This is a genomic window from Celeribacter ethanolicus (assembly GCF_002407265.1).
In the GTDB taxonomy this organism is placed as follows: domain Bacteria; phylum Pseudomonadota; class Alphaproteobacteria; order Rhodobacterales; family Rhodobacteraceae; genus Celeribacter; species Celeribacter ethanolicus.
In genome coordinates, this window is sequence record NZ_CP022196.1 from 3,770,418 (window position 1) to 3,789,358 (window position 18,941).

General features: G+C 62.1%; 24 protein-coding genes and 1 tRNA gene. 11 read left to right on the top strand and 14 right to left on the bottom strand.

Annotation, left to right across the window (positions count from 1 at the left end):
• Window positions 1–8 precede the first annotated feature (8 nt).
• The 3 genes from CEW89_RS18530 to CEW89_RS18540 all read right to left on the bottom strand — a co-directional run bounded on the left by CEW89_RS18530 (window position 9) and on the right by CEW89_RS18540 (window position 1,766).
• The gene (locus CEW89_RS18530; protein WP_096806902.1) at window positions 9–1,082 is read right to left on the bottom strand and encodes a quinone-dependent dihydroorotate dehydrogenase; all 1,074 of its coding nucleotides are present in this window, start codon (window positions 1,080–1,082) and stop codon (window positions 9–11) included.
• Window positions 1,083–1,442: a DUF952 domain-containing protein gene (locus tag CEW89_RS18535; RefSeq protein WP_066708421.1), complete on the bottom strand. Its 360-nt coding sequence runs from the start codon at window positions 1,440–1,442 to the stop codon at window positions 1,083–1,085. It lies immediately after the preceding gene.
• An 87-nt stretch (window positions 1,443–1,529) separates the two neighbouring features.
• A complete protein-coding gene (locus CEW89_RS18540) occupies window positions 1,530–1,766 on the bottom strand; it encodes a putative antibiotic biosynthesis monooxygenase (RefSeq protein WP_244906101.1) in 237 nt (78 codons plus the stop codon).
• A 78-nt stretch (window positions 1,767–1,844) separates the two neighbouring features.
• Between CEW89_RS18540 and CEW89_RS18545 the strand changes: the two genes are divergently transcribed.
• The 7 genes from CEW89_RS18545 to CEW89_RS18575 all read left to right on the top strand — a co-directional run bounded on the left by CEW89_RS18545 (window position 1,845) and on the right by CEW89_RS18575 (window position 6,629).
• Complete coding sequence (locus tag CEW89_RS18545) at window positions 1,845–2,459, top strand: TetR/AcrR family transcriptional regulator (RefSeq protein WP_238379769.1); 615 nt, start codon at window positions 1,845–1,847, stop codon at window positions 2,457–2,459.
• Window positions 2,460–2,719: 260 nt separating this feature from the next.
• On the top strand, window positions 2,720–4,282 hold the full coding sequence (locus CEW89_RS18550; RefSeq protein ID WP_096806903.1) for a bifunctional metallophosphatase/5'-nucleotidase: 1,563 nt from the start codon (window positions 2,720–2,722) through the stop codon (window positions 4,280–4,282).
• Window positions 4,283–4,390: 108 nt separating this feature from the next.
• Entirely contained in the window at window positions 4,391–4,852 is a 462-nt protein-coding gene (locus CEW89_RS18555; RefSeq protein ID WP_096806904.1) for a GFA family protein, read from the top strand.
• Window positions 4,853–5,158 carry a DnaJ family domain-containing protein gene (locus CEW89_RS18560; protein WP_096806905.1) on the top strand — a complete coding sequence of 102 codons (306 nt, stop codon included), beginning with the start codon at window positions 4,853–4,855 and terminating at the stop codon, window positions 5,156–5,158.
• A 91-nt stretch (window positions 5,159–5,249) separates the two neighbouring features.
• The gene (locus CEW89_RS18565; RefSeq protein ID WP_096806906.1) at window positions 5,250–5,927 is read left to right on the top strand and encodes an SOS response-associated peptidase; all 678 of its coding nucleotides are present in this window, start codon (window positions 5,250–5,252) and stop codon (window positions 5,925–5,927) included.
• Window positions 5,924–6,340 carry a PaaI family thioesterase gene (locus CEW89_RS18570; protein WP_238379770.1) on the top strand — a complete coding sequence of 139 codons (417 nt, stop codon included), beginning with the start codon at window positions 5,924–5,926 and terminating at the stop codon, window positions 6,338–6,340. The genes CEW89_RS18565 and CEW89_RS18570 overlap by 4 nt, the downstream gene beginning before the upstream one ends.
• Before the next feature lie 82 nt (window positions 6,341–6,422).
• Window positions 6,423–6,629, top strand: a complete 207-nt coding sequence (locus CEW89_RS18575) for a YgaP family membrane protein (RefSeq protein ID WP_096806907.1) — start codon at window positions 6,423–6,425, stop codon at window positions 6,627–6,629.
• 136 nt (window positions 6,630–6,765) lie between these two features.
• Here CEW89_RS18575 and CEW89_RS18580 read toward each other — a convergent pair.
• Window positions 6,766–6,839, bottom strand: a tRNA-Gly gene (locus CEW89_RS18580).
• Between the two features lie 194 nt (window positions 6,840–7,033).
• Between CEW89_RS18580 and CEW89_RS18585 the strand changes: the two genes are divergently transcribed.
• Window positions 7,034–8,182: a cytochrome-c peroxidase gene (locus CEW89_RS18585; RefSeq protein ID WP_198403457.1), complete on the top strand. Its 1,149-nt coding sequence runs from the start codon at window positions 7,034–7,036 to the stop codon at window positions 8,180–8,182.
• A 50-nt stretch (window positions 8,183–8,232) separates the two neighbouring features.
• Here the strand turns inward: CEW89_RS18585 and CEW89_RS18590 are convergent, their stop codons facing one another.
• From CEW89_RS18590 to CEW89_RS18635, 10 genes are all read right to left on the bottom strand, one after another.
• On the bottom strand, window positions 8,233–8,673 hold the full coding sequence (locus tag CEW89_RS18590) for a c-type cytochrome (protein ID WP_096806909.1): 441 nt from the start codon (window positions 8,671–8,673) through the stop codon (window positions 8,233–8,235).
• Between the two features lie 48 nt (window positions 8,674–8,721).
• Window positions 8,722–8,991 (bottom strand): hypothetical protein, encoded by a 270-nt coding sequence (locus CEW89_RS20965; protein ID WP_157779925.1) that lies wholly within the window; start codon window positions 8,989–8,991, stop codon window positions 8,722–8,724.
• Window positions 8,992–9,167: 176 nt separating this feature from the next.
• A complete protein-coding gene (locus tag CEW89_RS18600) occupies window positions 9,168–9,719 on the bottom strand; it encodes a maleylpyruvate isomerase N-terminal domain-containing protein (protein WP_096806911.1) in 552 nt (183 codons plus the stop codon).
• Complete coding sequence (locus CEW89_RS18605) at window positions 9,719–10,822, bottom strand: cupin domain-containing protein (RefSeq protein WP_066708444.1); 1,104 nt, start codon at window positions 10,820–10,822, stop codon at window positions 9,719–9,721. Before CEW89_RS18605 ends, CEW89_RS18600 begins: the two co-directional genes overlap by 1 nt.
• A gap of 29 nt (window positions 10,823–10,851) precedes the next feature.
• Window positions 10,852–11,499, bottom strand: a complete 648-nt coding sequence (maiA, locus tag CEW89_RS18610) for a maleylacetoacetate isomerase (protein WP_096806912.1) — start codon at window positions 11,497–11,499, stop codon at window positions 10,852–10,854.
• A gap of 13 nt (window positions 11,500–11,512) precedes the next feature.
• Entirely contained in the window at window positions 11,513–12,211 is a 699-nt protein-coding gene (locus CEW89_RS18615) for a fumarylacetoacetate hydrolase family protein (RefSeq protein WP_096806913.1), read from the bottom strand.
• Between the two features lie 35 nt (window positions 12,212–12,246).
• Window positions 12,247–13,467, bottom strand: a complete 1,221-nt coding sequence (locus CEW89_RS18620; protein ID WP_096806914.1) for a 3-hydroxybenzoate 6-monooxygenase — start codon at window positions 13,465–13,467, stop codon at window positions 12,247–12,249.
• Window positions 13,468–13,484: 17 nt separating this feature from the next.
• Entirely contained in the window at window positions 13,485–14,891 is a 1,407-nt protein-coding gene (locus CEW89_RS18625; protein ID WP_096806915.1) for a TRAP transporter large permease, read from the bottom strand.
• Complete coding sequence (locus CEW89_RS18630; protein ID WP_096806916.1) at window positions 14,884–15,381, bottom strand: TRAP transporter small permease; 498 nt, start codon at window positions 15,379–15,381, stop codon at window positions 14,884–14,886. The genes CEW89_RS18625 and CEW89_RS18630 overlap by 8 nt, the downstream gene beginning before the upstream one ends.
• A gap of 93 nt (window positions 15,382–15,474) precedes the next feature.
• On the bottom strand, window positions 15,475–16,515 hold the full coding sequence (locus tag CEW89_RS18635; RefSeq protein ID WP_096806917.1) for a TRAP transporter substrate-binding protein: 1,041 nt from the start codon (window positions 16,513–16,515) through the stop codon (window positions 15,475–15,477).
• 164 nt (window positions 16,516–16,679) lie between these two features.
• Between CEW89_RS18635 and CEW89_RS18640 the strand changes: the two genes are divergently transcribed.
• The 3 genes from CEW89_RS18640 (at window position 16,680) to CEW89_RS18650 (ending at window position 18,880) form a co-directional block, all read left to right on the top strand.
• Window positions 16,680–17,150: a MarR family winged helix-turn-helix transcriptional regulator gene (locus tag CEW89_RS18640; protein WP_066708462.1), complete on the top strand. Its 471-nt coding sequence runs from the start codon at window positions 16,680–16,682 to the stop codon at window positions 17,148–17,150.
• A gap of 185 nt (window positions 17,151–17,335) precedes the next feature.
• Entirely contained in the window at window positions 17,336–18,100 is a 765-nt protein-coding gene (locus tag CEW89_RS18645) for an SDR family NAD(P)-dependent oxidoreductase (RefSeq protein ID WP_096806918.1), read from the top strand.
• A gap of 12 nt (window positions 18,101–18,112) precedes the next feature.
• Window positions 18,113–18,880 carry a crotonase/enoyl-CoA hydratase family protein gene (locus CEW89_RS18650; RefSeq protein WP_096806919.1) on the top strand — a complete coding sequence of 256 codons (768 nt, stop codon included), beginning with the start codon at window positions 18,113–18,115 and terminating at the stop codon, window positions 18,878–18,880.
• The last annotated feature ends 61 nt before the right edge of the window (window positions 18,881–18,941 follow it).

Sequence of the window (18,941 nt, forward strand, 5' to 3'; positions counted from 1 at the left end):
CCAGAATTCTAAAGCCAGGCGTCGCGTCCGGTGCCGACGGCCTCCAGAACACTGTCGTAGCCGTCTTTCTCAAGCAATTCGTCCAGTCCGCGGGCGATGCGCGGGGCCAGCGACAGGCCGTGATAGACCATCGCGGAATAGACCTGCACCAAAGAGGCCCCCGCGCGAATTTTCGTGTAGGCATCAAGTGCCGATCCGACGCCGCCCACACCGATCAAAGGCACGTCCGTACCCAGATGACGCGAGAGCTGCGCCAGCACGCGCGTGGACTTTTCGAACAAAGGTTTCCCGGAAAGCCCGCCTGCCTCGTTCTTATGTGCAGATTTCAAACCTTCGCGCGAAAGCGTCGTATTGGTGGCGATGACCCCGTCGAGGGCCGCCTTGCGCGCTACTTCGGCGATTTCCATCAGTTCTGAATTGTCGAGATCGGGGGCGATTTTCAACAGGATCGGCACGTTGTGATCGAGCCCCTTGCGGGCATCCATCACCCCGGCCAGCAGCGCTTCGAGCGCTTCGGGGCCTTGCAGATCACGCAGGCGTTCGGTGTTGGGGCTCGACACGTTGACGGTCGCAAAGTCGATGAAATTGCCGCAACGCGCCAGAACCTTGGCGAAATCACCGGCGCGATCCTCGCTGTCCTTGTTGGCGCCGAGGTTGAGCCCGACCGGGATGTCTGTGCGGTGATGGGAGTGGCGGCAGCGGGCGAGACGGTTGGTGATCTCCTCCATGCCGTCGTTGTTGAAGCCGAAACGGTTGATCACCGCCTGATCTTCGGTGAGGCGAAAGAGCCGGGGTTTCGGATTGCCCGGCTGCGGGCGCGGCGTCACGGCACCCAGTTCGATAAAGCCGAAGCCCGCGCGGGACAGCTGCGGGATCGCTTCGGCGTTCTTGTCGAAGCCTGCGGCCAGACCGATCGGGTTGGGCATCTCCATTCCGGCGAATTTGGTCTTGAGACGCGGCGAGGTGACCGGACCGGGCAGGGGCGCAAGCCCCGCGCGCAGGGCCGAGAGCGCGAAGTGATGCGATTTCTCCGGATCGAGGCTGCGCAGCATGACCATGCCGAGCTGTTCGAAGAGCGACATTCAGAGGTCCTCCGGAAAGAGATGGCTGTCGGTGGCAGCCTCGGCCGCGCCTTCGGGTGCCAGCGGCAGCGGTTTGACCCAGAGGAGGTCCTCAAGGGTCAGGGCGCGATAGAGATGCGGGAACAGCGCCCCGCCGCGCGAGGGCTCCCATTTCAGATGGGGCCCGAGCGTGTCGCTCTCGACGGCGAGAAGATGCAGGTTGTCCTCTCCCGCGAACCATTTGGCGGCGGTCTCTCTGACCTGCACGCCGGTGGAGAAATGAACGTAGCCATCGGCGAGATCGACAGGGGCGCCGAGGGTCTCGCCGTTGGTTTGCAGTATGGCCCATTCGGGGGCGCGAAAGATTTTGTAAATCAGCATGGCTTCCAGATGCCAGCGCCGCGCGCCCCGGTCAATGAGACTTTGTGTCCGCGCCCGGAGTGCACCGGGTTTGCATAAATCCTGGGCTTAGAGCCAGCGGTGGCAATGGCGGTGAATGCGCGGAATGATGACGAAGACCATGGACAGCACGATCATCGGCACCATGACGAGGTTGCGTTGCCAGATTTGCCACTCCGAGGTGAGCGGCGCGAGGGCGTAGATCAGAGCGGTGACAAGCGGGTAGACGCCGAGGAAGACGAAAAAGCTGAAGCGGATGCGATTCGGGCGTTTCGGGGCGGCGGGTATGGCGGCGGACATGGACATGTGTTATCTCCAAAGGGAACGGTGCGTTTCGTTATGCTTATATGAACGATGCGTTCAGATGTGTAAAGGAGGAATCGGGTGGCCGATCAGGTGGAAGATCTCACAGGGTCATGTGCAAAGCCGCAAAGGCGCTCGATCGGGGCAAAACGCAACCCGGCGACGGAGGAGGCGATTCTGGGCGCGGCGCAGGAGATTCTGCGCGACAAGGGCGTGAAGGGGCTGAGCATGGAGGCGGTGGCCAAACGTGCCCGCGCCGGCAAGGCGACGCTGTACAAATGGTGGCCCTCGCGCGGTGCACTTTTGGTGGCGGTCTACGAGCGCGCCAAGGGCGAGCATGTGCATGAGGACAAGGGGACGCTGATCGCGACGATGGCTGCTTTCTACCGCTATGTCTTCGATTTCTGGCGGACCGCGGAAGGGCAGGTCTTCGCGCTGATCATCGCCGAGGCGCAATCGGATGCGGATGTGGCCGAGGCGCTGGAGCGCTACCGCAAGGAGCGTCTCGTGGCGCTGGCCGAGGTGGTCGACCGGTCTCAGGCGCGCGGCGAACTGATCGAAGGGGCACAGGCGGAGGCTTTGGCGGAGACGATCATGGCTGCGGCCTGGATGCGGCTGATCACCGGGCGCCTCGACAGCGATCCCGAGCGGCTTGCGCATGAGGTGCTGGACGGGTGGATGGTCGGAAACCGATAGATGTTGCGCTACAATATGTGGCCCTCGCTGAGGTCGTTCCCTTTGAGAAGCGCTGCAACATCAAGGGATTGGCCTGACGTTTTGACGAAGCGGGGCGCGCGGGGTGAAATCGACGAAGCCGAACCGCTTTAATCTGCCTGTCATTTCAGCGTTACCGATCCGTGATCTTGCGGATGTAGGCCTTTTTGCGATTTCGGGCTTTGACTCGATGGTCAAGACCGGTCAGGTTGGAAGTCATCTAGTTTAACAGGGGGCAAGATATGCTCAAAAAAGTTCTCACCACCACCGCCGCGATGGCTCTTATGGCCGGTGCTGCGCATGCCGAATACACGCTGCACATCCTGCACACCAACGATCTGCACAGCCGGATCGAGCCGATCACGAAATACGACAACACCTGCGCCGAAGAGGACAACGCGGCCGGTGAGTGCTTTGGCGGCTATGCCCGTCTGGCCACGAAAGTCGCAGAGATGCGTGCGGAACTGGACGGTGAGAATGTTCTCCTGCTCGACGCGGGCGATCAGTATCAGGGCTCGCTGATGTACACGACCTACAAGGGCGATGTCGAAGCCGAGATGATGGACAAGATCGGCTATGACGTGATGGCGCTGGGCAACCACGAATTCGACGATGGCCCGGAAGGCACGCTCAAACTGATCGAGCATGCGAATTTCCCGGTGATCTCGGGCAACCTCGATGTGTCCCAGTCCAACCTGCTGAATGGCAAAGTGAAAAACTATGTCGTGCTGGAAGTTGGCGGCGAGAAAATCGGCATCATCTCCGCGCTGGCCGTCGATACGCCGGAAACTGCCAGCCCCGGCCCGAACGTGATCTTCCAGGATGAAGCCGACAGCCTTGCCGCCGATGTGGCTGAGCTTGAGGCCGAAGGTGTGACCAAGATCATCGCACTGACCCACGTCGGTGTGAACAAGGATCTGGAGCTTGCCGGTGAGGTCGCGGGCATCGACGCCGTGGTCGGCGGTCACTCCCACACGCTGTTCTCCAACGAGATCGAAGGCGCGATGGCCTATCCGACCATGGTCGGCGAGGTTCCGGTCGTCTCCGCCTATGCCTATTCGAAATACCTCGGTCACCTCGTGCTGACCTTCGACGACGAAGGCACGCTGATCTCCGCCACCGGCGAGCCGATCCTGCTCGACGCCTCTGTCTCCGAAGATGCCGATATCAAGGCGCGCATCTCCGAGCTGGCCGGTCCGATCAACGAGCTGAAAGCCAAGGTTGTGGCCGAGGCCGCCGCCGACATCGACGGTTCGCGCGAGACCTGCCGTGCAGTCGAATGCGCCATGGGTAACCTCGTGGCCGACGCCATGCTCGACCGTGTGAAAGACCAAGGTGTCGAGATTGCCATCCAGAACGGCGGCGGTCTGCGCGCCTCGATTCAGGGCGGTCAGGTGACCATGGGCGACGTGCTCACGGTTCTGCCGTTCCAGAACACGCTCTCCACCTTTCAGGTGACCGGCGCGACCATCGTCGAGGCGCTTGAAAACGGTGTCTCCGAGATGGCCGATGGCGCAGGTCGTTTCCCGCAGGTGGCGGGCATGTCCTATACCGTGGACCCTAATGCCGAGGTCGGCTCCCGTATTTCCGACGTGATGGTCGGCGGCGCGCCGATCGAGATGGACAAGGTCTATGGCGCGGTGACGAACAACTACGTCCGCAACGGCGGCGACGGCTACAAAATGTTCCTGAGCGCTGAGAACGCCTATGACTTCGGTCCCGATCTCGCCGACGTTCTGGCCGAGTACATGATCGAACATGCGCCCTACACGCCCTACACGGACGGCCGCATCACCGTGAAGTAAATCGCGAAACCGCGATGGTGAAATAAACGGTTCGCGCTAGACAAACAAAAAAGCCCTCGCGATCATGCGGGGGCTTTTTCATTTGGGCTGGCAGGGGAGGAAACGGGTATGCACGGGCGCTGTACATGCGGAGAGGTCGAATTTGAAATGACGGCCCGGCCGATGATCGTGCATTGCTGTCATTGCACATGGTGTCAGCGCGAAACCGGATCGGCCTTTGCGCTCAACGCCTATGTCGAGACGGCTGAAATCCAGCTCACCAGAGGCACTCCCGAGATGATCGCCACCCCCTCGAACTCCGGCCATGGCCAGAGCGTGGCGCGCTGTCCATCTTGCAAGGTGGCGCTCTGGTCGCATTACGCGGGGTCGGGCGAGGCATTCGCCTTCGTGCGTTGCGGCACGCTGGAGGAGCGCGCCGAGATCGTGCCGGATGTGCATATCTTCACCTCGACGAAACTGCCGTGGGTCGTATTGCCCGAGGGCGCGCCGGTATTCGAAGCCTTCTACAAACCGAAAGAGGTCTGGTCGGAGGCCAGCCTTGCCCGGTTCAAGGCGGCAAGAGAGGCGTAGATGGATCATCCTCTGATCGACCTGATCAACCAGAAAATCGCCGAGGCCGAGCGCGACGGCGCTTTCGACAACCTTCCGGGGGCGGGCAAACCTTTGCCGCGTGAGGACGACCCGGAAAACGCGCTGTTGAACCGGTTGATCAAAGAGAACGGTGGCGTGCCGGAGTTTGTGTCGCTGTCGCGGGAGCTGGAAAAACTCCGCGAAGAGCTGCGCGAGACCTCCGACCGGACGCGGCGCAGCGAGATCATGAAGGAAATGTCGATGATGGACGCGAAGATCGACATCGCCCGCAAGGCGCATCGCTGAGGCGCGCGGCTTGCGGGCGATGATGGCTCAAATATTCAAACCCTCCACGATCTGCTCTGGCCCTCGCCGCAGGAGCCGCTAAATTGCCCCCATGTGCGGACGGTTTGCCCTTTCCATGACAAGTGACGCTTTGGCGCAGCTTTTCGAAGCCTCGCCAGCGAATGACTTGCCGCCGCTTCCGAATTACAACATCTGCCCGACAACGCAGATCCATGTGGTCTACCGCGAGAGCGATGAGGCTACGGGGCAGCGCCGCCTCGTGCCAATGCGCTGGGGCTTCATGCCGCGTTGGTATAAATCGCCCTCGGACGGGCCGCTGCTGATCAACGCCCGCGCCGAGACGCTGGCCGAGAAGCCGGCCTTTCGCGAGGCCTGCCGTCAGCGCCGTTGCCTGATCCCGGCAGACGGATTCTATGAGTGGTTCCGGCCTGAGGGCGGTGAAAAACTGCCGTGGTATATCCAACCTGCGGGGGAGGGGCCGATGGTTTTTGCCGGCATCTGGCAGGACTGGGAACAGAATGGCGAGCGGCTGTCCACCTGCGCCATGGTGACGACGGAGGCCACGGGTCGCATGGCGGAGATTCATCACCGTATTCCGGTCATCTTGCCACCGGAGCACTGGGGTAAATGGCTGGGCGAAGAGGGGCACGGGGCGGCGCGCCTGATGCAGCCCGCACCGGACGAGACCTTGCGATTCCACCGCGTCGGTAAGGCGGTGAATTCCAACCGGGCCAGTGGTCCAGACCTGATCGAGGAGATCGACGCATGAGCTATGACATGGACAACCCGGCCAGTTGGGAGGCGCTGTCGCTTGCCGCGCAGCACATCGGCATGGAGATGACCCATTGGGGGCCGGATGTGGCGCGGATGGAGATCGAGCTGCAAGACATCCACAAGAACCGTCACGGCATTCCCCATGGCGGCTATTACGCCATGATGCTCGATACGGCGATGGGCTATGCCGGGGCGTTCACGGGCGATCCGGAGGTGAAGAAAATGACCATGACTCTCAACATGAGCATCAATTACCTGTCGCGCCCGAAAGGCACACGGCTGATCGCCTCCGGCAAGCGCATCGGCGGCGGCGCCAAGACGTTTTTCACCGAGGGCATCATCGTCGACGAGACCGGCGAAGTGATCGCCACCGGGCAGGGCACCTTTCGGGTCCGTTCGGGTGTGTGAGCCACATTCATAATCTTGAATTTAATCGCGAGATTTGCTACATCTGTCGCAAATCTGACATCCCATTCACGGAGAAACCTCAATGTCCATCGACCGCGCTATGTTCCGCTTTGCCGGCGTCATGGTTCTGATCAGCGTCGTGCTGACCCAGTTCGTCAGCCCCTATTTCGTCTGGTTCACCGTTTTCATCGGTGCCAACCTGCTGCAATCCTCCTTCACCGGCTGGTGCCCGGCGGCCAAGATCATGGCCAAACTCGGCCTTCCGGCAGGCTGTGCCTTCGAGAAGTGATCTCGGGTGGAAAAGACCTGAAAAGCGGGGTCCTTCGGGGCCCCGTTTTGTTTTGAGTCTTTGTGCCATCAGAAAGCCGCAGATTCGCGCAGAAAGATGCGGCATCAGGTCAAAGGCGTTTGAATATGGGGGGATTTGGAGCGGGCGGCGGGAATCGAACCCGCGTCATTAGCTTGGAAGGCTAAGGTCTTACCACTACACAACGCCCGCGCAGTTGCGCCCTGTGTTTAGGCGAAGGAAAATGGAGCGTCAAGTGCTCAAGACAGCCATGAAAGGGCCCGAGCCGGATGGTGTGGCGGGATCACGATTTTGGCGCGGGGCTTGACTTCGGTCAAATTCCCGATTGAAAAGCTCGGGTAAAGCCGTCCTGACTCCTCACGCGCTTTGGAAAGCTGCCTATGCCGATGACAAAAACACGCTCGCTCCAAACTCTCGCCCTGCCAATTCTCTGCGCCCTGCTGAGCTCGCCGGTTGCGGGGAAGGCCGAAGACCTCGCCACGCTCGAAGGGCTGGGCGAGGCGCTGTTCTTCGACGAGAACCTGTCACAGAACCGCACGCAATCCTGTTCGACCTGTCACGATCCGGAGCATGCCTTCGCCGATCCGCGCGGTATGGCCTCGCCGGGGGATGATGGCGTGTCTCTGGGTGACCGCAACGCGCCGACCGCCACCTATGCGCATTTTGCACCGATGTTCGAAAAGCTCGACGAGGGCGTCTATCGTGGCGGTCAGTTCCATGACGGGCGCGCCGCGACGCTCGCCGATCAGGCCGGTGGGCCGCCGCTTAATCCGATTGAGATGGGCATGCCCGATGCGGCTTCTGTTGTGGCGCGCCTTGAGGAAAACCCCGCCTATGTCGTGGCTTTCAAGGATCTCTTCGGAGACGAGATTTTCACCGACAGCGATGCAGCCTATGCGGCGATGACCAAGGCGATTGCCGCTTTCGAGGAGACTGATCTGTTCTCGCCCTTCGACAGCAAATACGACCGCTATCTGCGCGGCGAGGCGGAGCTGACGCGCGAGGAGATGCTGGGTGAGACGCTGTTTTTCTCGCAGCAGTTCACCAATTGCAACCTCTGCCATCAGCTCAAGCCGCAAGCCGGGGCGGAGGGCGAGACCTTCACCAATTACGAATATCACAACATCGGCGTGCCGGAGAATGGCGATCTGCGCGATATGAACGGCGTCGGGCGCGGGCACCCGGACCTCGGATTGGCGCAGAATGGCATGCTGACCGACACGACGGGGCTTGAGGGCAAGATCAAGGTGCCGACGCTGCGCAACGTGGCGGTGACCGGCCCCTATATGCACAACGGCGTGTTTCAGGACCTGCGCACGGTCGTGCTGTTCTACAACACCTACAACACCAAATCCGAGGCGCGGATGATCAACCCGGAGATCGGCGAACGCTTTGGCCTGCCGGAGGTGCCGGAGAATATCTCGATGGAAGAGCTGACCACCGGTCCGGCGCTTGAGGATCGGGAGATCGACGCGCTCGTGGCCTTCATGAAGACCCTGACGGATGCGCGCTACGAGCATTTGCTTGAGGAATGAGCCTGCCCGGGGCGCGACGGCATCGCCGTCCCCCGGGCAAGCCACTTGCTTTACTGGATGCCGTTGGCGCGTTGCACTTCCCGGACATAGGCGACAATCGCTTTCAGATCGCCCTCTGTCAGCCCCTCTTGCGGCGGCATGTCGCCAAAACGCCAGTGATGCGCCTGCACCCCGCGCTGGGCGGCCATGACAAAGGCCATGTCACCGTGGTGCGAAGGTTCGTAAATCACATGGACGAGCGGCGGGCCGGAGCCTTCGACCCCTGCGCCATTGACACCGTGGCAGGCGGCGCAGGTGGCATCGAAGGCGCGTTTGCCGATCTGTGCATTCGTCGAAAGGCTGTCCGGCAAGATCACCGCGACGAGCGGGGCACCCGCGGCGGGGCGCGAGGACGAGGCGGAGGGGGCCGGTTCGGCGGACGGTTTGAACCCGAGATAGGCGCCCGTGGCCAGCACTGCGGCGGCGGCCACAGGCAGGATGATTTTCTTCATGGATGTTTCCGTATCGGTTCTGGGCGCAGCTGCGCCTTGAAAAAAAGGTCAGACGAAAGTGGAACCGGGACGGGGAGGGGGAAGGTCGAGCGCAGGCGCATAGGGCAGGAACCCTGCAATCGTCGGCGATGGAAAGCCTGCGGCATAGATGGTGCGAGAGAGGGAGGGCGGCTCTGTGCCGCTGACCGCGCACAAAAGGCAGGCGGCATGGGCGCAGAAGAGATGGCCCGCAGCCCCGGCGGTGTTCATTCCCGGGCAAGGGCAGCAGTCCGTGTGGTCATGCGACATGGCCGAGGCCACCGTCTGTGTCGGGGACATTGCCTGCTCGGCCTCCCTCCCCGGAACGGAGAGAAAGGTCATGGACCACAGAAGCAAAAGGATCAGAACCCGACGCATGATGTCCCCGATGTCGTGTGGGGCACTCTGAGCAAACGGGCCTTGTCGGTCAATCGGCTTTTGCGTGCCCGGCCCTGTGTCTCGGGCCGGGGAAGGGTTTAGCGCAGGCGCTCGGGCATGTCCTTGAGCCGCGGGCCATTGCCGAGGTCCATTGCGCCTTGCCAGATGCCTTTCGCCCGCATCAGGGGCAGGGCGCGGGGCGTGGTTTTGCTGCCGTCGATCAGCCTCATCTCCCTGTCCCATTGCGCCTCGGTCAGATCGCGAAAGCAGACGTTGAGATGCACTTCGGAATGCTGGAACAGATGCCGGAGCGCACGGGCCGGAAGCGTTGCCGCCAGATCGAGCGTCGGCAATTCCTCGGGCCGTTCCAGCACCTCGCCCTTGACCAAAGCCTCCAGAGCCAGCGCCTGATACCGGGCTTCATAGCTCACCCGCACTACCACATGGGCGCGGGTCAGGCCGGAGATCGCGGCAGGCTCATAGAGCGCCTCGTCGGTAAGCTCCATCAGCTTGCGCGCGAAATAGGCCGTACCGCGCCGGGCGAGCAACAGGTCCTCGGCGGGCGCGTTGGGGGCGTCGAACCGCGCCCCCTTGCCCAGACGCGCTTTCAAAGCCTCGCGGGCGGCCAGATCCGTCTCGGTGAGGGACATTACTGCCCCTCGACCATCTGACGCATGAAGCCGAGGCGTTCCATGATTGGCGCATCCGAGAAGCGGAACAGGTCGAACTGCGTCTCGGCCTGCAAGGACCACGGCACCCAGCTCGGCACCACGAACATGTCGCCTTTCTCCAGCTTGTGCGTCACGCCGTTCATCACGACCGCGCCTTTGCCTTCGAACACCTGGAAGACGGTGGAGCCGACCTCGTTGCGCGTCGCGGTTTCAACGCCCGCCCGCAGGCGATGGAATTCGCAGCGGATCGTCGGCATCACATCGCCGCCGGTGGTCGGGTTGACGTAGCGGATGGCGGCATGGCCCATCTCGACGGTGGCGGGCTGGCCCTCGTCTTCCAGCAAAAGCTGTTCGGTCAGGGCGCGGTCGGTGAATTCCCAGCGATAGGCACCGATCGGCGAAGACACGGTGTTCTGCAACTGCGACAGCGGGCGCAGGCCCGGATGGCACCAAAGACGCTCGCCACGGGAGAAATCCGGGGTGGCGTTGTCGGTCACACGGTCGGAACCGAACTCGAAGAACCCGACATCCATCTGTTGCGAGAACGGAATGTCGAGGCCGTCGATCCACGCCATCGGCTCGTTGGCGATGTTGTGGTGGCCGTGGAAGTTCCAGCCCGGCGTCAGCAACAGATCCCCGCGCGACATGCGCACCGGATCGCCGTTGACGACGGTCCAGACACCTTCGCCCTCGACGACGAAGCGGAAGGCGTTTTGCGAGTGGCGGTGCTCCGGCGCGTTCTCGCCCGGGCAAAGATACTGGATCGCGGCCCAGAGCGTCGGCGAGACATAGGCATGGCCGCCGAGACCGGGGTTCGCAAGACCGATGGCGCGGCGTTCCCCGCCACGGCCCACCGGCACGAGTTCCCCGGATTTTTCCGCCAGCGGCAGAAGATCGGCCCAACGCCAGACATGCGGCACGGCCTTGGATTTGGGCGTCATCGGCATCAGGTCGCCGAGTTGCGTCCAGAGCGGGATCAGGCTTTCGTCCTCGAACCCTTTGTAAAGGGCGCGCAGTTCCGGGGTGTCCTCCGGCTGCATGCCATGTTCGATGGTGTCGTGGCTGCGATCTTCGGTCAGCATCGTGAAATTCCTCCGGGATAGGGGCCGCCTCAGGCGGTGTCGGGTTGATTGGGCGGTGCGGCTTTCGTGAAGGCCGGGAGCTTGTCGAGTTCGGCGTAAATGCGCGAAATCACCGGCCAGTTTTCCAGCGGCACGCCAAAGCGTTTGTTGTTCCAGATCTGCGCATAGAGGCAGCAATCGGCCATGGTCGGCGTGTCGCCGTGGCAATAAAGCCCGGTGTCTTTCGAGGCGGAAAGTTCGGCCTCCAGCGCGTCGAAGGTGATGGTGACCCAATGGGTGAACCACTCCTTCTGCGCCTCTTCATCGGCACCGAACTGATCGCGCAAACGGAACAAAACGCGCAGGTTGTTGAGCGGGTGGATTTCCAGCGCGATCATGTAAGACAGCGCGCGGACACGGGCACGGCCATCGGCATCGGCGGGCAAAAGCGCGGGCTCCGGGTGGGTCTCCTCCAGCCATTCCATGATGGCGAGAGATTGTGTCAGATAGCTGCCGTCCTCGCGCTCAAGGGTGGGGACCAGCCCCTGCGGGTTCTTCGCCAGATACTCCGGCGTCCGCGTTTCCCCGGTGCGCAGCACATAGGGAATATAGTCATAGTCCAGCCCCTTGAGGTTCAACGCGGCACGGAGCCGCGTTGAGGTGGAGGACCGGAAGAAGTTGTGCAACTTCAAGGTCATCGGATCAGGCCTCTCAGGCTTCGCGTTTGCCGATCGGGGTCTCGATTTTGCCGAGACCTTCGATTTCGACCACGCAGGTGTCGCCTTCGACCAGCGCACCCACGCCCGCGGGCGTGCCGGTCATGATCAGATCGCCCGGCTGGAGCGTCATCGAATGCGACAGGATGGAGATGATTTCCGGCACCGACCAGATGAGTTCGTTCAGATCGGCGTCCTGTTTGACTTCGCCGTTGACCGTGAGCTTGATCGAGCCCTTGTCCGGGTGGCCGACTTTCTCGACCGGGAATACCGGACCGATGACGGCAGAGCGGTCGAACGCCTTGCCCCAGTCCCACGGACGGCCTTGCTCGCGCGCTTTGAGTTGCAGGTCGCGACGGGTCAGGTCGTTGCCGACGGCATAGCCCCACACATGGGACAGGCTGTCTTCTTCGGAGATGTTCTTGCCACCTTTTCCAATCACGGCCACGAGTTCGGCTTCGTAGTGGAAGTTCTCGGTCTCGGGCGGGTAGGCGACCACTTCGCCACTGTCCACCACGGCGTCCGCCGGTTTTGTGAAGAAGAAGGGCGGATCGCGATCCGGGTCCTTGCCCATCTCGCGGGCGTGGGCGGCGTAGTTGCGACCGACGCAGAAGATGCGGCGGACCGGCAGGCGGTCGTCAGTGCCGTCGACGGCCACGGAGGCCTGCGGGGCGGGGGGGAAGACATAGGACATGTGGGTTCCTTTTTGCGTTTCTTCGAAAGGGGAGGTTATTCGGCGGCGGTTTGCAGCGCGGCGTTCACAGTCGTGTCGTCGAGGCCGGTGGAGCCATAGAGCCAGGAGAGCTGGTCGTACCATTCATCCGGCGACATGCCCGACATGACGTGGTTGCGCACGGCGGCTTTCGCGTCGTCCGGGTGGTAGATGTATTCGCCGATGAGGCGGGAATTCATCTGAACGCGGGCGGTGCGGACCTTGCGCATTTCCTGATAGATTTGCAGCGCGCGTTCTACGTTCTCGCCGTAATGCTCAATGCAATGGGACATGGCGACGGCGTCTTCCATCGCCATACAGGCGCCTTGGGCAAAGTATTGCAGCATCGGGTGGGCAGCATCGCCCAAAAGCGCCACGCGGTTGTCGACCCAGTTGGAAATCGGATCGCGGTCGCAGAGCACCCAGAGTTTCCAGTCGGAGCCATGTTCGATGACCTGACGGGCCTTCGGGTGGATGTGCTCAAAGCCCTGCGCGACCTCTTCTTTGCTGACCGGACGGCCTGCAATCGCTTCTTGGACGTCGCGGTGGTAGGTCACGACGAGGTTGAAGACTTTCCAGCCCTTGAGCGGGTAGTGCACGATGTGACATTTCGGACCGGCCCAAAGCGTCGCCGCGTTCCAGCGCAGGTCTTCGGGCATTTGCTCGGTCGGGATCACGGAGCGGTAGGTGGTATGGCCGGAAATGCGCGGCTCGCCGTCGCCGATCATCTGGCCACGGATCGGGGAGCGCAGACCTTCGGCGCCGATCAGGAAGGAGCCTTTGATCGGATCGCGGTCTTTCACCTTGAGCGTCACGGAGGTGCCATCCTGCTCATAGCCTTCCACGACGTGAGAGGTGCGAATATCCACCAGCGGGTTGTCTTCGCAATATTTCAGGAGAACGCCATGCAGATCGGCGCGGTGCACCACGGCATAGGGGTTTTTGAAGCGCTCGCGGAACGGTTCGTCCAGCGGAATGGAGGTGATATCCTCGGCGGTTTGCGCATCCATGAGACGCAGCTTGTCGATATAGACCGCTTTCTCGCGGGCCTCGTCGCCAATGCCCAGATAGTCGAAGCAATGGAAGGCGTTCGGGCCGATCTGGATGCCGGCACCGATCTCGCCAAGCGCCGGTGCCTGTTCGACGACGATGGAGCGATGGCCCTTGCGCGCCAGACCACAGGCCGCCGCCAGACCGCCGATGCCGCCGCCTGCGATGATGATGGGAAGATCAGACATGAAAGTGTCTCCTTATGTCAGCCGCCAATGAGGCGTGGAATGGTGAGGGTGAGGGCGGGGATGAAAATGATCAGGCCCACACGGATGACCTCGGAGCCGAGGAAGGGCATGACACCGCGGAAGACGGTGGACATGGGCGTGTCCTTGGCGAGCGAGGAGATGATAAAGACGTTGAGGCCCACGGGCGGGGTGATCAGCCCAAGCTCGACGACAATGAGGGCGAGGATGCCGAACCAGATTTTCAGATCCTCGTTGGTCATGCCAAAGGCGGCCATGTCGGCGGTGACATATTCGCCGCCATTCATCGCGATCAGCGTCGGCCAGAAGAACGGCACCACCACGAGGATCATCGCGAGGCTTTCCATGAAACAGCCGAGGATCACGAAGGCCACGAGCATCAGGATCAGCACCAGCATCGGGTCCATGCCCGAGTTCGCCGCCCATTCGGACAGCGCCTGCGGCAGGCCGGAGCGGGTGAAGAAGCCCTTGAGCACTTCGGCGCCGAACAGGATCAGGTAGATCATGCCCGACGTGATCGCGGTGGCGTGGAGCGCGCGCTTCATGCCGTCCCAGTTCAGCCCTTCGCCGGTGCGCGCCCGCAGGATGAACCCGTAGATCGCGATCAGGAACACGCCGATGGAGGCGGCGGGGGTGGGGGTGAAAAGACCGAAACCGAGGCCGAGGATGATCGCGCCGAAGATGGCGATCACGGGGACGAGGCGTTTGAGCGCGCGGTTGCGCTCTTCGCGTTCCATCGGGCGCGGTTCGGGGGCCAGAGACGGGTTCACCCGCACCAGAATGGCGATCACGCCGATGAAGGACAACACGGCCAGAAGACCCGGCAGAACAGCGGCCTGGAACATCTTGAGGATCGAACCCTCAACGATGATCGCATAGATCACCAGCGCCACGGACGGCGGGATCAGGATGCCGAGCGTGCCGCCTGCTGCCAGTGCGCCCGCAGAGAGGCGGTCCTTGTAGCCAAGCGCCTTGAGCTCCGGCAGGGCCACTTTGCCCATGGTCGCAGCGGTTGCGAGCGAGGAGCCGCAGACCGCGCCAAATCCGCCGCAGGCCGCAATCGCCGCCATGGCCACGCCGCCTCTGAGACGCGACAGCAGGGCTTCGAGACCTTTGAACAGGTCCGACGAGAGCCGCGCCTCGGCGGCGATGTAGCCCATCAGAACGAAGAGCGGCACGACCGAGAGGTCATAGCTTGCGACGTTCTCCCACAAGAGCGTCTTGAACTGCCGGATATAGGGCACAAACCGGACATAGGGCAGGGCCAGAGACAGCGCATAGGTGCCGCCGATGCCGACGATGATCATCGCGATGCCGACGGGCATGCGCAGGATCAGAAGGCCGAAAAGAATGACGAGGCCAACAACTCCAATTTGGATGGGCCCGATGGTGATGAGATCAAGCATAGCGTGCGTCTCCGAACATCTGGCTGACGGACACGATGGCCCAAAGGATCATGGCGGCGATGCCGGGGATGTAGAACGGCCAGATCGGCCAGCCCAGCACACCGGCCTCGACGGCGTCGGAGCGCACTTCCAGCATGCCCTGCACCATCCACCAGGCGAGAAACAGCGCGACACCGGCGGTGAGCGTGAGCCACATGCGGTCCAGAAGCCATTTCACCGGCATCGGTGCATTGGCGACGAAAAGATCGACGGCCACATGGCCGCGCGAGGCTTGGGTGAAGGGAAAGAACATCAGAGCTGCGCCGGAAATGGCGAGCTGAACGAAATCTTCATAGCCGGGAAGGCCGGAGACATTGAGGCCAAACGGGCCGACGATACGATCGAGAATGAAAGCGCCTGTGTTCGTGGTGGTGACCAGAACGATGACAAAGAGGATGGCGCCTCCAAGCATGGCAAAGAAATCTGCCAGACGCGTGACAACAGCGTACATAGCATGCCTCCCGGTATTGGGTGCGTGTTTCGGGGTTATGGGGGAGAGACGGGTGCGACCCGCCTCTCCGGTCCTGGACGACTCTGAGGGTCGTTATTCGGTATGCGCCGCAGCGATCGCGGCACGTGCGGCGTCGACAAGACCAGCGCCGTCGATGCCTTTCGCCGTGACCTCATCGACCCAGCGCGCGACAACCTGTTCACCAGCGGTGTTGAACTTTGCGGCTTCTTCGGCGGAGAAGACATTGCGGGTCACACCGGCTGCGTCGAGCGCCGAGGTGCCGTCCTCTTCGAAACCTTCCCACATCGCGCCGATCTCGGCAGCGACATTCATGCCGGAATTGGCGTCGATCACCGCTTTCAGATCGTCGGGCAGGTCTTCGTAAACGTCCTTGTTCATCGCCACCATGAAGACGGCGGTGCCGAAACGGTCGCCGTCCGGAAGCTCGGCGGTGTATTTGTCGAGTTCCTGAAGTTTCAGCGCAGGCACGATCTCATAGGTGGTCATCGCGCCGTCGATCACGCCCTTGGACATGGCTTCGGGCACGGCCGGAACCGGCAGGCTCACCGGCTCTGCGCCGAGTGCTTCGATCAGCCAGGCGCCGGTTCGACCCGGTGTGCGCAGCTTCATGCCCGCGACGTCCTCGAAGGTGGTGACTTCCTTGCTGCCGGAATGGATCAGGTTGCCGTCATTGGCGTGGAGGAACAGGACGTGAATGTCTTTGAAATCCTCGGCCAGAAGATCGAGCGAAGCGTTAAGCGCAATGGTCGTGTCGGTGGCGGAGCCTTTGTGCACGGTCGGCAGTTCGAACACTTCGGTGCGCGGGAACACGCCCGGCGTATAGCCCAGAAGCGTCCAGACGATGTCGGCGGTGCCATCGCGGACCTGACCGTAAAGCTCGCCCGGTTTGCCGCCCATCGACATCGACGGGTAAATCTGAACGTCGATGCGACCATCGCTGTCGGCTTTGACCTTCTCGGCCCAGGGTTCGAGCATCACCTTATGGGCGTTGGACACCGGCGGTAGGAAATGGTGCAGGATCAGCGTGACATCCTGTGCGAAAGCGGACGTTGCGGTCACGGTGGCGATGGTTGCGGCGGCGATGGTGCCGAACAATTTGGCCTTAAGATTCATGTGAGCTCCTCCATTTGTCTCCGGGCGCACTCCCGTTGCGCCACAATAATGTGTATACTTACTATTGATCTGAGTCAATTCTGTAAGCATGCTTATTATTGACCTGTGTCACGGAGTTAAGGCATTGGGGAGAAATGCGCCGCAGGGGCAGGGAAAGGACACACATGGCACTCGAAATTCACAACATGGCGGGACATCTGATTCGTCGTCTGAATCAGATTTCCATGTCCGTCTTTACCGAGCGGATGAAGGCGCAGGGGCAGACCATGACGTCAGTGCAATTCGCCGCCCTGAACGCGATCCGCGCCCATCCGGGCATTGAGCAGGCGCGTCTGGCCGAATTGATCGCCTATGACCGGGCGACCATCGGCGGTGTGCTTGATCGACTCGAGGGGAAGGGGCTGATCCTGCGGTCGGTTTGCGAAACGGACCGGCGGGCGCGGCTCGTGTCCTTGACGGAGGTGGGGCAGGCGCTGCTCGATGAGATGATCCCGGTGGTGCGCGGATTTCAGGACGAGATCCTCTCTGGCCTGACACCCGAAGAGCGCGAAGACTTCCTGCGGCTTGCGGCAAAGGCCGCGGACGGGGGCAATCACCTGTCGCGCGCACCGCTGATTCTCGAAAAGAAAGTCTGATCTCCGCTGCTGCATCGCAGCGCACCCGACCCGATATGCCCGTGCCTTTTGGTGCGGGCTTTTTGTTTTTCGGGGAATTCCTGCGCGCCCGGTGTGTTGCATCTGCGAGATAGATCACCTATTTAATTGTTCATTGACAGAACAATTATCCTGCGACATGTTTCTCTCAAACGGGAGGAACATTCATGAAGATCGAAGGGCTTGTCGCAGCCGTCACCGGCGCGGGCAGCGGGCTCGGTTTCGCGACGGCAAAGCGTCTGGCGGAACAGGGGGCAAAAGTTGCCGTTCTCGACCTGTCGGGCGCATCCGCAGCGCGCGGCGCAGGTGAAATCGGCGGCCAAGGCTATGCCGTAGACGTCAGCGATCCGGCGGCGGTCGAGGCCACATTCGCACAGATCGAAGCAGAGATGGGCACGCCCCGCATAGTGGTGTCCTGCGCCGGGATCGGCACGGCGGCGCGTATCCTGCCGCGCGACGGCTCGCTCACCATCGACACATTCGCCAAGGCGCTGAACGTCAATCTTCTGGGCACTTACGCGGTGATGAACATCGCGGCGCGGGCCATGGCCAAGGCCGATCCGGTGGACGAAGACGGCGCGCGCGGTGTGATCGTCAACACCTCGTCTGTGGCCTTCGAAGACGGCCAGATCGGGCAGGCGGCCTATTCCGCCTCGAAAGGCGGCGTGGCCTCGATGACTTTGCCCGCAGCGCGCGAGTTGGCCCGGTTCGGCATTCGCGTCATGGCGATTGCGCCGGGTCTGTTCGAAACCGCGATGAGCGCAGGCCTTCCCGACGACATCCGCGCCGATATTCTGCAAAACGTGCCCTATCCCTCGCGGATGGGCGACCCGGATGAATATGCCCGCCTTGTGCAGGCCATCGTCGAAAACCCGATGCTGAACGGGACCATCATTCGCCTCGACGCCGCCGCGCGTATGCCGATCAAATAAGAGACCAAGACAATGACCAGCGAGATCCTCAAAATCGAGATCGAAGGGCCGATTGCCACCCTGACCATGAACCGCCCCGGCAAGCGCAACGCAATGTGCGACGAGTTGCTCGACGCCATCGACGGCTTTTTCTCCGCGCCCCCGGAAGGCGTGCGCGTGGTGATCCTGACCGGCACCGAGGGGCATTATTGCTCGGGCCTCGATCTGTCCGAACATGTTGCCCGCAATGCCGAGGGCACCATGCGCCACTCGCGCAACTGGCATTCCGTGATGGAGAAAATCCAGTTCGGCGGCCTGCCGGTGATCTCCGCCATGTTCGGCGCCGTCATCGGCGGCGGGCTTGAAATGGCCTCCGCGACCCATGTGCGCATCGCCGAGCCCTCGACCATCTTCCAACTGCCCGAGGGGATGCGTGGCATCTTTGTCGGCGGCGGTGCGACCGTCCGTGTGGGGCGTATCCTTGGAGCGGACCGGATGTGCGAGATGATGCTCACCGGGCGCAAATACAATGCCGACGAGGGGCTGGCGCTGGGGCTCACGCATTATGCCGTGGGCGAAGGCGAGGCGATGGCTCTGGCGCGCGATCTGGCGGCCAAGATCGCCAGGAACGCCACCCTGTCGAATTACATGATGATCCAGGCGATCAGCCGGATCGAGGATATGGCGAAGGCCGACGGTCTGTTCATGGAAAGCATGTGCGCCGCCGTGTCGCAAACCAGTGCCGATGCCGAAGAGGGGCTCAAGGCCTTCTTGGAAAAACGCACGCCGGTCTTCCGTTAACCGGTCTTTCGGTGACGTGCGTGGCGGTGAGGAGGCCGCCCGCACCAACAAAAAACAAGAC